The organism is Paenibacillus glycanilyticus, assembly GCF_023715145.1.
GTDB classification, from domain to species: Bacteria; Bacillota; Bacilli; order Paenibacillales; family Paenibacillaceae; genus Pristimantibacillus; species Pristimantibacillus glycanilyticus_A.
This window is the reverse complement of record NZ_JAMBNP010000003.1, coordinates 518612-535421: the sequence shown is the minus strand read 5'-3', so window position 1 is coordinate 535421 and position 16810 is coordinate 518612. Positions and strand designations below refer to the sequence as shown.

Below are 16810 nucleotides of genomic sequence, written 5' to 3'. Positions count from 1 at the left end.
AATCTTAATGTTTTAAGGTAGGGAATGGCTGGGCGGATAGTCGCAAAAAGCCCCGTCGCTTAGACGGGGCTTTCGGTAGAGTAAGTTAGTTTAAGAGATCTACGTACTCGAGCAAACGTTTGATCATCACGATCGCTTCGGCGCGCGTTGCGTTTTTGGTTGGACCGAAGGTGGTTTCGGTTTGGCCGGTAATTACGCCGATGTATACGGCTTTGGCCAGGTCACTCTTTGCCCAGGATGCAACCTTTGTCCGGTCGCTGAATTTCGACAAGTAACTCGATTCGGACTGCGGCAGTGAGATTGTCACCGCGGCAGCCTTCGCTGCGCGGGACATCATGACGGCCATTTCCTGACGAGTAATCGGGCTATTCGGCTTGAAGGTGCCGTCCGTATTGCCCATTACGATACCCGCCTTGGAAGCAGCGCCGATATAAGCGGCTGCGGCTGTTCCGGATGCCACATCCTTATACTTGGCAGCCTCGCTCCGGTTACCGGAAAGTCCGAGACCACGCACGATATACGATGCGAATTCCGCCCGGGTAATCGAGCTTTGCGGATCAAACTTCGTTGTCGAGCCAGAACGTCCTTCGATAATAAATTTATTTGCCATCATCTTGATCGTCGAACCCGCCCAATGCGAGCCGATATCCGTAAACTTCGATGAGCCGCTCACAAGCGCGTAGGCACTGTTGCCTTTCCGTTTGAAAGATACCATGTTCGAGCCATTCTCCGTTGAGAATGTAGTCGGTACATACGACAGCTTGCCGGTTTGCGGATCCAGCCACACTACCGCACTGTTGGTAGCATTCACGGAAGTAAGAGATTCGAAGCTCCGTTTTACATAACCGCCAAATTCCGAAAGCGTCTTTTCGGTCGTCCCATTTACAACCGAGGTCTCGAACGTGATTGGCGTTGACAAGAGGGATGCCCCCGCTTTGCTGATTGCCGAAGTTAAAGCACTGGTTTTTGAGTTATTGCCTTTTTCAATCTTGATCAGAAGATTGCCTGTTGTGGAGCTTGATCCGATAAGAGACGCCATACTCTTGAAAGCTAGAGCGCTGAGCGGGATCTCGTACGAGCTTGTTCCGTACTGTACAGCAAAGGATGCGCCATTGCTTGAACGGTAAGCCGACTCTAATGCCGTTAACGGAACGGCTACAACCGCTGCCCGCTCCGAGCTTGGCACTTCAAAGACTACGCGCGCATTATTAATTCCCGCGCTTCTAGCAGAAGTATAAGCTGTCAACAGCTTATCGGACTGAATGGTGTAGCGAGTGGTCGTATAACCCGCTGGCGAGACATCCGATGTCTGCGTCGCCATCGACGGCGTCAATCCAATGCCTCCGCCATTAGCCTCCTCATATCCGCCAGGAAGTGAATCGATCAATGTCGTCTGATTGGCAACCGTCACATTCGTGAAGCTGCTAATAAGGGTTCCGTCAGACGTACGCAAGCTGTTCGTAGATGTCGCATAATACGTAATCGTAACCGAATCGCCAACGCCAGGCGCTTTGGCAAGGGTCAACACAACCGTATTGCCGCTAACCGTCACATTGGTTGCAGGATCTGCCGAGTTATCCACCTTCACGGAGAAGTAGGCTGATGAAGGCACATAGGACGAGCTAAGCGTTTTCCAGAAAGACAAAGTTAGCTTCGTTCCTTTCACAACCGCTCCGTATAGACCATTATCCGAAGACGACCCATTACCTACGGATGCCGTTACATTGCTAAAGGCCGCCGCCTCATTTCCTGCCAAATCCACTAAAGCCGTATACGACTTCGAGTAGGACACCTTTACCGTCGAGCCGGATGGGATATCCGGACTAACCGACAAGAGCACCTGAGAACCGGATACCGTCACCTGTGACACGCTGCGCACCGAATTGTTGACGATAACCGTATACTGGCTAGTTGACGGCCTTCTGGAGGAATCCAGCGTTTTATTATATGAGATCAGGATGGAAGAACCTGATGCTTCAATCGACTGTAAAGCTGGGGCCGATGTATCTCCCGTTCCTGTCAGCGCATAGCTGCTGAAGTCATTCACTTTATTGCCTGCCGCATCCTGCAGCGGATAAGAACCAGCGCTATAAGAGACTCTAACGCTTGCGCTTGAGTCTATCGACGCGTTAATCGCCAGAATAACTTTGTTCCCTGTGCTGTATACGGAGGTAGGCGTGTAGTAATTGCTTCCGACGTAGACACTGAATTGATAATAAGCATAGCTGCTGACCGAAGCCAAATTTTCCGAAAAGATCAAAGTCACGATACCGCCTGCTGCCGTCCCGCCAGTCAGTTGAGGTTTTGTTGTATCCACGGCGGTTGTAACCGTCTGGGAAGCAAGGCTTAACGCCTGGTTGCCCGAGAGATCGCGAATGCCGGACGTTGCAACGGATGGCTTGGTATAAGAAAGCTTTACCTGCTGGCCGTCTACAATAGTGCTGGACAAGTTCAGCGTAACCTTTGGTCCCGATACGGACACGCCGGTAACCGACCGGTAAGCCCCGTCAACGGTAATATAGAAGCTGCCAGCCGTCGGGATCGAATTCTCCATCAAATCTTCATTGTAGGTCATTATAATCGTTGATCCGTTAGCTTCAAGCTTCGCTATCGCCGGAGCCGTCGTATCGCCGCCAAGCGTCTTGAATGTCCATTGATATTCATTCTGAATGCCGTAATAAGCATTGCCCGCAAGATCGGTTACCGCATCAGGTTCAATAACGACATAATACACGGCACCCGCTTGAAGAGCTTGAACGGGCGTGATAATCAGCTTCTTGTTGTTTAACGGATCTACACTTACCGATGTTCCAACTCGCGGAGTAACGCATGTACTGCTTGTGTTGCTGACGCATTGAATCCAGATCTGACCGTCCCCTGATTGAACAGCCTCGCTGAACGTTGCAGACAAGGCGGCATTAGGGTCAGCCGAGACGGAATTATTAGCTGGCGAAGTTGCTGCCAAGGTCGGCTTCACATTATCTTGCGTTACGGTATATCTCCAGCTCGACGAGCTTGTTAATCCGTCAAAATACAATCCTACTCCGTCTTTAAAAGCACGGCTTCCGACGGTTACGTAGTAAGAGGTATTGTTGACAAAAGCTTTTGCAACCTCGCCTCCGTAAGCGCTGGTTGCATCAATCGTAATCGTATCTGTTCCGCCGCCGGATACACGGCCCGAGGTCACCGGAATGGAACGGAACAAGGTGCCGCCCGTTACCGTGCGGATCTCGATCGTGCCGCTATCCTGGAATACAGGCTCCGTAAACGTCAAAACAAGCTTGCCCGTAGTAGCGGTTAGTATTCCGCCAGCTTGAGGCGAAAGGGTTTTTAAGGCCGGCTTTGTCGTATCATTGCCATACCCGGTAGTAAAGCTCCACGCGGAAGCATTGGAAATCCCCGGGAAAGGATAATTGGATCCGGAATCCGTCTCAATAAATGCCCCATTATCAACAAGTACATAATAAGACGAGTTCGCGCTAAATCTAGGACTTGCCGGCAGTGTAATGCTTGCCGTTGCTCCGTTGATTGCGACCTGCGCGGAGCTTGTCTTGATTCGCGCAAAAGTATTATTGTTCTTCACGTCTTTAATTTCGATATATTTCTCTGTTCCCGCCGCCACGTTGTGATCAAATTTAATTGTGAGCATATCCGTCAATACGGACACAGAAGTCGCATTTTTGGCCGGCGTAACAGAAACAATATTAAGCGGAGCGAGATCGGTGTGGAAGCTCCAGCTTACATAGGATGCTCCTCCGGTCTCTATCGCGTTCCCGGCGCCATCCTGAAAGGCCGTTCTGGGAATTGTAACTGTATAATCTGCATTGGAATCCAGCGGTTCGCTTGGCGTGATTCGAATGGTATTCGTGCCGCTGCCCTGCACCATGCTTGAGGTTACGGGAATATTTTTGGTATCCGTCACGCTGCTGAGCGTCACATAACCGCTAGCCGCGTATAAGGGTTCATTGAATTGGATGATCACCTTACTATCCACAGGCACTTGTGTGGCGCCAGTATCCGGAGATTTTAACGTAATGGATGGTCCTGTTGTATCCACAACAGAAGTGGTTCTGAAATTCCAAGCTGCTGCGCTGGATATTCCGGCATAATAAGCACCATTGGATACATTGGCAAAAGCGCCATAGTCGATCAACACATAATAGTCCGTATTCACGTTCAGTACGGCGTCGGGATTAATCGTAGCTACCCGTCCTGTTGCATCAAGTCTAATTTTGTAGGATGCCATCGGAATGCTTTCGACAATGTCACTGGTGTTGTAGTTATAGATGGTTATAACCGCTGAATCCGAGCCCTTTGTAACAGCCTCATCAAAAGTCAGCGTAAGATCACTCTGTGGCGTAATCCCCGTTGCATTGTCCGCTGGACTCATGCCTACAACGATAGGTCCGCTTGATGCGGCATGAACCACATTCGTCGTATTCGTTGCCCACCCCGAGAGAAATAATTGGAGCACTAATAAGACAGCTATCATAGAACTTAATCGGCTTCGCACTAACATTTCCCGCAATCACTCCCCAGCTAAATACACTTGTACCCTATTTGTCGGCAAATCTGTTAGAAAAATTTAGGCTGACACGGTATTAGTCGAGGCGAGAAATAAAAAGGTTGCACTTTCCAGTCAAAAATGACAGCAAAAAAGCCCCGAATCCGAAGATTCAGGGCTTAATTTCAAGCGTAGGCGAGCTTACTTTGCAGCAAGCGCGTCAGCTTTAAGCTTCTCGGCTTTGTCCACGCTCTCCCAAGGGAGATCCACGTCTGTACGGCCGAAGTGACCGTAAGCAGCGGTTTGAGCGTAGATTGGACGGCGAAGGTCGAGCATCTTGATGATGCCGGCTGGACGAAGATCGAAGTTGTTCTTGATAACTTCAACCAGAACATCCTCTGCTACTTTGCCAGTGCCGTAAGTGTCAACGTTGATGGATACCGGTTGTGCTACGCCAATCGCGTAAGCCAATTGGATTTCGCATTTGTCAGCCAGACCTGCGGCAACGATGTTCTTAGCTACATAGCGAGCTGCATAAGCTGCGGAACGGTCAACCTTCGTTGGATCCTTACCGGAGAACGCGCCGCCACCATGACGAGCGTAACCGCCGTAAGTATCAACGATGATTTTGCGGCCTGTCAGACCAGCATCGCCTTGAGGACCGCCGATTACGAAACGGCCTGTAGGGTTAATAAAGTATTTCGTTTGCTCATCCAGCCATTCAACAGGAACAACCGGTTTAATAACATGCTCAAGGATATCCTTTTGGATTTGCTCCAGCGAGATTTCTTCAGCGTGTTGAGTCGATACCACGATTGTGTCTACGCGAACAGGTTTACCGTCCACGTACTCGATCGTAACTTGCGTTTTGCCGTCCGGACGCAGGTAGCCCAGCGTATCGTTCTTACGAACTTCAGACAGGCGGCGAGCAATGCGATGCGACAATGCGATTGGCAAAGGCATCAGCTCAGGCGTTTCGTTCGTTGCAAAACCAAACATCAGGCCTTGGTCACCGGCACCGATATCTTCGTTTTCCTTTTGAACGTCCTTACCATCGCGGCTCTCAAGCGCAGCGTTAACCCCTTGAGCGATATCCGCGGATTGTTCATTAAGCGATGTGAGCACCGCACAAGTGCTGGAGTCAAAACCGTATTTTGCGCGCGTATAACCAATTTCTTTAATTGTACGGCGAGCAATAGCGGAAATATCGACATAATCAGCACGGGAGCTGATTTCTCCAATAACAAGTACAAGACCAGTTGCAACCGAAACTTCGCAAGCTACGCGAGCGTAAGGGTCCGCTTCCAGAAACGCGTCAAGAACAGCATCCGAGATTTGGTCACAAATCTTATCCGGGTGGCCTTCTGTAACTGATTCTGATGTAAACAAATGACGACCTTTTACAGACATCCGTATCAACCTCCTACAGCTAGTATGAAATAAGTGCAGACATTCTACACAAAAAATGAACCTTTTCCCGTAGGAAAAGGTTGTTAGACAACTCTCTAAAACAGTATAATACCGAAAATGTCGCTTGGTGTCAACGGATACCAGTTTTTGTTAAGATTTAAGAATAACCGTTTAATACTTTTTCCGCTTGGGCAACAAGACGTTGCGTAATACTGCCGCCAATGGAACCAACGTCACGGCTCGTCACTTCTCTCCATTGAATATGAGTGCCGCCGCTTACTCCTCCAAGCTCGCCTGCAAACTCCGTGTCAGCGCCCGTGTTGACGCCATGAGAAGCAAATAAGCCAAGCTCGGCAGCAATCTCATACTTCATTTGGTTCAGGGCAGCTTTGCAATCTGGAACGACAACTTTGTTGGAACGACTCATAATAAGAACACCTCCATTTGAATTAGGAACGTGGCTTTATTGTGTGTCCTTCCGGCAAGTTTGAAGCGTATAACCTATTGCCTGTTCGGGTAAAATGTTCTATAACATCCAAGCTTATTGAATAACGTAGCTGCCGCGAACAAGCAGTGTTAACGATTTGGTATAAGAAGGGTCCGTTGTCACGCCGCGTCCAGCGCGAGGGAACAAGATATGATGGTTGGCCGGAATGGATTTACCGTTAGTTAAATCTTTGCCATCGGTCAAGTCCGCAATACCGTTAGAATCTGTCGTATATACGATCGCTTTGCCCGCGCGTACAACGACCTCTGTGCCTTCATTTGCAATGAGGGTTTTTCCATTAGGAACGGATACAACCTCCAGCTTTGCGCTGCCGCCGCCCGTTTCAGGCTGCGTTGTTCCACCGCCAGATCCGCCTGCTTTTGCAATTTGTTCATCTACATAGCTTTTGGTTACAACCGGATCATCGGCAGAACCTGGTACAGCCGCATTTGATTCCGCTTCAAGGGTTGTCGGCCAGTTCACCCCGGCAATAATGCCTGCTCCTACAAGAACAACTGTCAATACAATCCGTAGTGCATACTTCTTCACTTCGACAAGCTCCTTTCTTACGCTATTACGCAACCAAATCTAGTATCTCTTAATAAGATACTAGATTTGAATGGGATTAACCAGTTATTTCTTGCTTTAAAATTCCCTCATAAACTAGATCAGTTGTTTGTTTCATCTAACCAGTTATATGAAGGAGCAAATTTCACATCTTTGGAGAATAGCTTCTTCTTGTTCCCATTAAACACTTCATAGACGTTTAATGTATAACTGCTCCAATATTTATTCTCTGTTTGCTTTTGAGTAATCTCATTCATGTTATTGCCGACTTTCCATTGCAAGCTGTTATCCGCTTTGCTCTCAAGACTCACATTTTGCGTCCACAGCACATCACCTGTAGGTTCGTATTCCAACTCAAATTGCAGCTTCGGTTGTGTAAATCCTTCATAATTGTAATCGCGTTTAACTGTACTAGCCATATTGATAACGACATTTAATTCATTTTGAACAAAAATACTAAATTGATTGAGATCTACCGTGTAAGGTCCAACTTTTATTCCTTTACTTTTCATAGATGTATTCTCAGCTGGCAGACCAAACAATACACCTCTGATATAACCCGTTGGAGAACCTGTAGTTCCTTTCAACAAACCATTAGCATCAATTGCCTCACCCATTAATAATTGCAGACCTTCACGACTTACATTAGAAGGAAGCTGTGTATAAACGATGACCTGCTCTTTATTGCCTGGGGTGATTGTCGTAGCCGTTTTTACAAAAGTAGCATCGTAATAGTTACCGTTTGCTGATTTAAAGTATCCTGTCCATTGTGGCATTGTTTTACTTCTAGACTGGTTGTTCGTAACATCGAGATAAACAGCATACAGATCATTTGTATCACCACTGTACGTACGAACATCCATTATTTTAACGCCCATTTCCGAACCAATTGATTTTTGTGTGTATACATTACCCGCTGATACCGAGTAAATAGGGGTAACATCAGATTTTGTTACTTCTGCTACTTCTACCGTATCTTTATCGGATTTTTCATTCAGTTGTAGCTTAAACTTTTTCCAGTTATAACTGGTTTGTAGCTTACCGATAAAAGTTATTGTCGTTGTAGCACCTGGTGCGATACTGATATCACCAGCATTTTTAACCGTCTGGCTAGTCAATGTTATAGAGTCATCAAGAACCATTGTTCCAATAAGTTCAGGTAATGGCAGATATGTCGAGCTACTGTTCTTCACAGCTAGCTTAGCTACTACGTTATCTTCATTATTCCAAGGCATGAGTTGCACGGATTGAAGCTCTACATTATAAGTACCATTGGCATCCGTAAAGCTTTGTTTTGCAGTACCTGTACTTGTATTGCCAACAGATACTGGTGTTACGAATGAAACTACCGGTAGTTCTATTTGCGTATTTTCTGCAGCAGTTACCTTTTGGGTTACAATGAATTTCCAGTTCGATGTTGAGACAGTATTGGGAATAGTACCCGTCAATTCAATCGTATTAAGTACTGATGGTGCCAGAAGCAAATTTTGATCTGTTGTGTCTTTCAAGGATAGTTTATATAAGCCTACTGCTGTCTTGATATAGTAATTATACTCTGGGAGATTAACTCCAAACTGACTTGTATTCCGAGCAACATAAGTCAAGTTAACTGTATAATTATCCACAGTCTTACCCACTGTTGTCTTATTGACACGCATGTTCACGCTGGAACCGCCTATTTTCACAGCACGATAGCCGCCAGCCTTTACATCATTTGAATAACCAACAGGGAATGTGAATTGTCCAATTGTTTTCTCATAGCCAGAAACAGAGAAATCAAATTTCACAAAGTTAAGAATGAGTTGATCCATCGTTACTTTCGAGCCTACTGCACTGTAGAAAGTAAGCGTTGTACTAGACTTTGGACTAACTGTTTTCTTGCTTGCTTTATCTAACAGCGTAAGTGTATACTTCGTACCGCTTTTTGTTTTCAGTCTTGCCCAGTAATCAACAAGATTAATTGGAGTACTGCTTCCATTATAAAATTCAAAAGTAAAGCTGGCCGTAGCACCGTTAACACTTGGGATTAGGCTGGCATCCGTCAGCCGTACATAAGAGTTACCCGATATGTACACCTTCTTATTAACCGATGATGCCGTTGTCGCAGCCGCGAAAGATACCGGAATGGCACTTAGTAGCATTACAAAAGCGACGAAGAGAGATACGAGCATTGTCGATCTTTTAAAGCTTTTCCGCATTGTCACATTCACTCCGTATAATTAGATTTACTTAAATAGACGAGAATGGAATCCTATAAGTTTCGGCACTTTCAAAAATGTTTCGCCCTCTTCACCCAGAATCCGCCTATATAAGTAACTATAACGTGTTTATATGAACTATGTATGAACGATTCCACAGAAAATAAAAAGAAAGCTGAGAGCAAGCTCTCAGCTTTCAAGTTGGTTCCGAATAAGCTATTAGTGAGCAGTGATCAGGATCACGCCAGCTTCGTCGTTGCCGTTGTAAGAAGTACCGCTACCTACTACAGTAACTTCGTATTTACCAGGAGCTGTGCCATAGTTGTCAGCAGCAACAAGTACGTCTGTGAAGTTCGAAACTTCAATAGTACCGTCTGTTTTCTTAATGAAGATTTGAGTAGCAGCTGTAGCTACAAACGGTTTAGCAGCTCCAACAGCTGTGAATTTCTTACCGCTGATGTCAGTCACAGTCACGCCAGTAGCTTTAGCATTTACGATAGCCGCAGCATCGTATTTACCGTCGCCCGCGCCTGGTTGAGTAGCAGGAGCGTCAGTCAATGTAACAACATCGTTATCAGCGTAAGTTCTACCATAAGTTGTAGCATCTACGTTGAACGATTTAGTTTCACCATTAACATTCAGTTTAATAGTGTAAACATTGTCTGCAGCATTAGTAGATGTAGAAGTCATGGATTTGCTGATGAACAGACCTTGAGCTTGAGCCAATTGGTCTACAGAGCCGCTACCCAGAACGATTACGTATTGAGCAACGCCAGTGTCGCTAGAGCGAACAGCAATCGAAGCACCTTTAGTTACGTCAGCAGCAGTACCTGCAGCTACAGTTGAGTCAGCTGGAGTACCAGTGTTAACTCCCAATTTCAGGTAAACAGTGTTGCTGTCCAAACGGTAAGTTGTACCAGCAGTTACTTTGGACGAATCAACAGCAGTTACAGCAGTACCAGTCAAATCAGTTGCAACATCTACCACTTTGATGTCATCAGTTGGACTAGCATCAACATCAGCCTGGCTAACCAGAGTTAAGCGACCGTTGCTGTCAGTCTTCAGTGGTACCAAAGTATTCTTAGCATAGTCACCATCTTTAGTGTATGCAGTTACTTTAGTGTTGTCTTTAAGCGAGTAGTAAACTACTTTGTAGTATTCTTTTTCAGATACCATACCGTTATCGATGATCGAATATTTAGTAGTATGGTCTGCATCAAGGATTACTGCAAAGTTAGAAGATGCAACAGCTGTAGTACTAGCATAGAATACTACTTTGCCGTCTTTGTTCAGGTTGAATGCATACTCAGTACCAATGTTGGATGCAGTCAGAGCTGAAACTTGAGTGCCAGCTTGAGTGTAAGTTGTGCCATTAACTGTGTAAGTTGCGTTACCTTTACCGTCATTACCAACAGCTTGCAGTTTGCCAGTTACAACGTTGCGAGTCGCAACTACTTGCAGAGCAGTGTCACCATTAACAACGTAGTTAACAATGTCGTTTTCTTTCAGGTCAGACAGTTTAGCCGCTTTGCCGTCCAAAGTGATTGCTGTGTTAGCATCCACTTTAACGGAATAGCCGTCTTTGCCGATGATTCTGCTGTATGTGGAGTAGGAAACTACTTCCTTGAATACATTGTCGGATTTCCAAGTGCTTACAAGAATAGCTTGAACATCGCCTTTGCTATTCAGCAGCAGTTGTACATCTTGGTCATTAGTAAATGTATAAGGCAAAGATTGCTCAACAGAGTTCACATAAACTTTCACACCCGCAGTAGCTGTGTAAGAAGTAGCGCCATTGTTAACTTTGAATGTAAGATCAACAGGAACTGCAGGAGTTGTAGAGCCAAGCGTAATTGTATCTACATCAGTAGAAGCATTAACGATTTTTGCAGCATCTTGAACATCAGTTACTGCAATAACTTCACCATTTTTATTTTTCAGAACGCTAACTGTATGACCCAACAGTTCAGACAGTTTTTTGCCGCCAGTAACGAAGAAGTCCTTAGCAGTTGCAACGCTTTTACCACCAAGGCTAATTTGACCACTGGAGTTCAGCGCGCCCGAAGTCAATACGTTAGATGGTTCAAAAGCACCGAGTTTGCTGATGAACAGTTTAGCAGCGTCGCCTTTGCCGTCACCATCAGTATCAACCAACAGGTAACCCAGGTCGCCGTCAGCATTGTAAGAAACCAGTTGTTTATCCAAAGTGTTGGATGTCAGTTCAGCAACTACGCCACGAGTAGCGTTTGTGCCGTTAGCTGCGTCAACACCGTCGAAGAGACCAACTTCGTCAGCTTGCAGCAATACGTTGTATGGCCACGAACCGGACAAGTATTTGTCTTGGTATCCAAGAGCACGAACCAGGATCGCTACAACTTCCTCAAACTTGATAGTGTCGTTAGGACGGAATTTACCGTTGTAACCTTGAATGAAGCCTTTAGCAGCTGCTGCATTGATATAACCAGTATACCAAACGCCTTTTTTAACGTCTTTGAACGCAGGAGCTGTGTTAGCCATCAGGTTTGCAGAGCTCTCGTTGCCAGTAGCAACGATAACGATTTTAGCCAGTTCAGCACGAGTGATCGTGTTATCCGGTTTGTAAGTACCATCTGCATAGCCATTAACGATACCCAGTGCAGTAAGTTGCTCAACTGCGGATTGTACAGGTTTGCCCACTACATCAGATGGTGTAGCTGCAAATGCAGGAACTGCCAAAGCGGAAAGCATGGAGCCAGCGAGTGCCAGCGAAAGTAAACTTTTTTTCATAACCTTTTTTTCTCCTCCTCTAAATACCTTCGGTTGTTGAGAGTTTTGTGTAGATAATGAATTGCTCGTTTTTCTCATAGCCGATTCACCCCCTTCCCCGAGTTAAGAGCATAAATTAGTAAAATAAAATATAAATGATGTCTGCTGCCATGCTTCAACCCTATGTAAGAACATGTCGCAGAAACTCGTAAACTAACGAAAAAACCATATAAATATATTACTAGAGAAGACCTACCACTTTAACATTATACAATGGGCTAACCATAGCGTAAAGAGGAAGTTGAGAAATCATTCCACTTCGAGAAATAATAGTAGTCCCAAGGCACTACATGCTCCGCATTTTGCAATGTCATGTAATTAAACGCACAGTAGCTCAAAAAGTTGCGCTCAGTTCAAAAAAAGTTCTGAGAATTTTTCGATTCGGTTGTTTATGTATTGCTACCCTTCCCTAGGTATGTACTTAGTATAGCTTGGCCTATCAATCTCGTCATTGCAAAACATTTTCCATGGATAAACTTACTTTGGATAAACTTACATTAGAAATTAATAGAAGGAAAAGCAGAGCAGCTCGGCAAAGAGCCCAGCTGCTCTATCCATTAATTCGCGTATATTGCAGGCAAAGTTTTGTTGCTCGCCATGACTTTGGCCATGATAATTGCTGCGTCACTCCGCAGCAGTCTTGCTCTTGGCTCAAATACATAGCCTGCCTTCTTATCCTTCGGATCAATCATTGACCCTTGGATAAAGCCCTTCTTCTGTATTGCTAGAATAGAAGGAATAGCATAGTAATCTGCATTTCCAGAGTCCTTGAAGGCCTTATCCAGAGCCGCTTTCGCTTTAGACGCATTCGTCTCCAGCTTCAGGTTAAGCGCCTTAGCCAGAATAACCGTAGCATCTTGACGTGTCAAGCTAGATTCAGGCTGGAAGCTCTTTGGCTGCGTGCCTCTGACGATCCCGGCTCTTGCCGCCGTTTCGATAAAGCGATAGTCATACAGTGCCTTTGGATTAATGTTCGTGTCCACCAAGACATCGCTGAAATGCTGCGTTCCCGCATAATTAAGCGGAATGTTGAGCGCCCTAACGATCATTCGCGCAAATTCGCCGCGGGTTACATATTGATCAGCACCAAAAATACCGGTTGGATCAAAGGCATTCATAATCCCTTTAGAGAAGATCGCTTCCATGGCCTCTCGTGCGTATGGATGATCATTAATATCGTTATAGCCGTAAGTAAGCTTGCTTACCACATAGTAACCGAACTTGCTGAATGGAACTTTGATCGTATGCTTCTTTTCATCCACCGTACCACCGATATTTTCCCACAAATCTTCAACCGGATCGTAACGGAATACAGTAACTACTGTACCTGAACCTTGCGAAATACTAGGATCATAAGATAAAGTAAGCGAGCCAACCTGTGAAGGGATTACTTCTTTGTTATTATTCCGTCTTAAAAAGAATTGCTTGTCCGGATCTCCCTGTACCATCTGATACGGGTATGGATCTAATCCCGACGTAATGGGGTCATAAACAGGCGTACTATTGTCATCTGCCTGTCCTCCGTCTATCCAGAAGAGTGGACTAACCTTAATAAACCGTTCTGAGAAATATTTCCCCATAATGTAGCTGCCCGTTTGATTTTCCAGCCAAAAATCTGCAGGCTGCTTTCGATATTCGTAACGATTGACAATACCGTCTGTAGGATTGGCAATACCGAACAGCAGTTGGTTGCCGCTATAGATTTGACTGGAATTCCCGGATGTCGAATTGTAAGACGGACGGATCAGTTTTGTGTTTTTCGGGAAAGTAAGCGCCAGGCTTCCGTTAAAGGCTTTGTGAGAGCTTGCCATCGTTTCTGTGTACTGCGCCCCCGGAATATTCGCCGGCTGATAATTTACTTTAAGCGTATCTGTAATTTTGTCTTTACCTCTCGTAATCACAATCGGTATAGCCGTTTCTTTGTTCTCCTTTATGCCCGTTACGCGCACCTTGAATGCTTCGATAGGGGTCGGATTAACCGGATCATCGGAATAATCCAGATAATTAACTTTCTTGGCGGCGAGCTTGTTAATGGTCATTGTCTCCGCACCGGGAGATGTAATGATGACATCTACGTAATTCTGGTTCAAATTCCGTTCTTCAAGCACTGGCGAGAGTACCGTATACGGAATAGCGATCGGATCCACCTGCAAACGATAAGTTGCACGAGGGCCTGTCTTTCCGGAATTAAATACGGTTAATAAATAGATTTGCGAGCTACCGTCATCCGGAATTTCCTGCTTGTCTAGGATAAAGTAGAAATACTTTCCGTCCACATTATAGAACACGTCTAGATTTGGTATTTTGGTGTCTTTGCCAGGCCCACTTTGATTAACTATTGTCCCTGCGCCGTTAGACACAACGGTGAATTCCTTGGATAAATCCCATTCTATATCGCTCTTAAAATTAGGGGAGCTAATTTGCAAAATGTAATTGAACCTCGACCCTGACAGAGCATCGACTTTATTCTGGATAAGATCCGGTCTTTCGCCTAGGTCAATAAAAGCAAATGTACCATATACCTTCATCTGAGCTTCCTTTGTGGAGAAGAAGCTAGATACCTTTGTGAAGTTTGGATCGTTGGCTAAAGGTGCAGTCCTGCTCATACTGTACGGATAAACCCCATCTGTATTCGGAGCCGGAATTAACGGTAAATTAGTCGGTACGATATTAAACTTGATCGTATTCTCGTAATTGTTTTTCGCCGTGGTATATACAATACGAATCGTGTTCTCGCCCGTCTTGTTCAAGATGTTAAACGCAAGTTCCTCGTCATCGGAATCTATCTTGAATGCAGACGGGGACGAATTCTTAGCCAAACCGATTGCAACATTGTTCAAATAGAAAAATACGGTTTGCGGTTTGGTAGGAGTCGCTTCATTCGAAAATACGATCTCGCTTTCATTAGCAATGTTGGAGAACTGGCCGGCGAATTTACCAAGTTGACCCAACAAATATGCTTCCCCCGCATCATCGCCCAAAGTTGTATCATACTTAATAATTAAACCATCATAAATGCTGTCGTACTTTGCAAAAGGACCATACAGCAGCTTTACCGTCGCATGCTTTATGCCATCCTTATCGTTCTGCAACATAAAATACAGATCCTGCGTGCCGGCAGCGGGTAGTTTAGATATTTCCATAAATACGCGAAGGAATGGGCGCGATACTCCGTTAACATTCCGGTAAACTACCTGTTCGAATCCGAGCTGTTGAAAACCGTCCGTTAGCTTAACCCCTGAGGAACTGGCTAGGCTCATAATTCCGGTATACGGGCTCGTTAAAGACGAATAGTTGCCAATCAGAACTTCGACACCCATCGGAAGCGCGAAGATATTAGCGTTCTCAATATCTGTGCCTACGAGCGACTGAAGCTGCGGTCCCTTCGTGCTCATATCGGAGGTATAGCCATTCAAATAATTCACATCGTAAATGTAGGGCTTGGTACTGTTATGAAGCTTGAACGTCATCGTATCGGACTGCTCGGTCTGCTTCTTTACGACGTTATAACCTTTTAGATTAAAGGAATAGTTTTTTTCAGGTGTAAAAGATTTAATCGGTCCAAGGTTTGCAGAAAACTCCACGGTTATAAATTTGTCCGTTGGTTTATAGGTTCCCGCATCCGGCGTAGTTCGGCTTACCGTAATTGTTGGAGTAGTGGTAAATTGAGCGTCTGGCGCGAATATAAATCTCGACGTAATATCGGCGATATCCGAAACCTGCTGCACAGGAACAATCGCCTTGCCCGTTACCGTAAGATCGCCTGTGCTTGTTGTATCGATGGAAAGATCCGGACCTTGTGCGAGGTCAACCGTGCTTGTTCCATCAGTCAGATTCACATCGTAGAAGGTAACACTACCGTTATAAAACGCGAGTTCCCTTGTCGTTTCAATGGTCTGATTGTCATTGGAGACGCGTATCGTGACAATGTTCTTGCCCGCCTTAATATTGAGCGGTGATGCTATAAACTTGTAATCTCCCGAATCGGAAACCCGATATTCGTAGCTCTTGCCATTCATGACAACAACAACTTTCGTTGCGTTTGGCGCTACACCACTAATGGAAATATCTTCACTGTCTTTGCCTTCCGACATAGGGGATTGAAGAACCGTTGTTGCGTCCTCCAGAATGCTATATTGAACGCCGCGGATATTGGCAGTCAAATCATACAGCAGCGGATTATCGCGATACTCGATGTAGATAGATTCGGTGACAGTAGAGGTACCATAGATCCCTTTGAACGTAATTTTGTTTAGACCCGGATACAACTCCAAGTTGCTAACGGTAATATTGTTACCCGATAACCTGATGTTTGCCGTTTGGTTCTCAATGCTTTTAACGGGAGTCTCGCTCGCGTCATTCCTCTTAATATTGTAGACACTGTAGCTGATGGAGTTGCCTACAACATTATTAATCGTACCTGTAAGTGTTACTAACTTATCGGTAGTCATGCGTGCATCTAGAACTGTATACATCTCGTTGTTGAACAAGAAATACGTTCCCGCTGCAGAAGCTTTGTGGGGTGTACTAAACGGCGGCAGCAGCGTAATTAGAAGCGCCAGAGACAGCACAAGCGATAATAGCTTTTTCAAAACGATGTTCCTCCTTTATGTAATGGCTGTTAGCGTAATGACGAAGAAAATGGCCGACGATTCCAACTGGTTGACATTGCAATTAGAGGTCGATTGTACGTACATCCGTATGATTCCGATCTACTTCCTCCCTTGTATCTTCGGTTGAAGAATAGTTCTGTACTGTTGTTATCGGTCCATTAGCCCCAAAATGTTAGTCCATTCGGCAGATTGGAATTATAAAGAAATTTTAATGTAGGAACCTATA

The 16810-nt window shown here is 45.2% G+C and carries 7 protein-coding genes; all 7 read right to left on the bottom strand.

From position 1 onward, the window contains the following. Window positions 1-85: 85 nt before the first annotated feature. The 7 genes from M3194_RS12045 to M3194_RS12015 all read right to left on the bottom strand — a co-directional run bounded on the left by M3194_RS12045 (window position 86) and on the right by M3194_RS12015 (window position 16563). Window positions 86-4474 (bottom strand): Ig-like domain-containing protein, encoded by a 4389-nt coding sequence (locus M3194_RS12045; protein ID WP_251654017.1) that lies wholly within the window; start codon window positions 4472-4474, stop codon window positions 86-88. Between the two features lie 231 nt (window positions 4475-4705). Further along, entirely contained in the window at window positions 4706-5914 is a 1209-nt protein-coding gene (gene metK, locus M3194_RS12040) for a methionine adenosyltransferase (protein ID WP_251654014.1), read from the bottom strand. A gap of 157 nt (window positions 5915-6071) precedes the next feature. After that, window positions 6072-6341, bottom strand: coding sequence for an alpha/beta-type small acid-soluble spore protein (locus M3194_RS12035; protein ID WP_251654003.1), 270 nt, complete (start codon window positions 6339-6341; stop codon window positions 6072-6074). 114 nt (window positions 6342-6455) lie between these two features. Next, window positions 6456-6950, bottom strand: coding sequence for a hypothetical protein (locus tag M3194_RS12030; protein WP_251654000.1), 495 nt, complete (start codon window positions 6948-6950; stop codon window positions 6456-6458). A gap of 119 nt (window positions 6951-7069) precedes the next feature. Next, entirely contained in the window at window positions 7070-9166 is a 2097-nt protein-coding gene (locus M3194_RS12025) for a hypothetical protein (RefSeq protein WP_251653998.1), read from the bottom strand. A 219-nt stretch (window positions 9167-9385) separates the two neighbouring features. After that, the gene (locus M3194_RS12020; protein ID WP_251653996.1) at window positions 9386-12010 is read right to left on the bottom strand and encodes an S-layer homology domain-containing protein; all 2625 of its coding nucleotides are present in this window, start codon (window positions 12008-12010) and stop codon (window positions 9386-9388) included. A gap of 518 nt (window positions 12011-12528) precedes the next feature. Beyond that, on the bottom strand, window positions 12529-16563 hold the full coding sequence (locus M3194_RS12015; RefSeq protein ID WP_251653993.1) for an S-layer homology domain-containing protein: 4035 nt from the start codon (window positions 16561-16563) through the stop codon (window positions 12529-12531). Between the last annotated feature and the right edge of the window lie 247 nt (window positions 16564-16810).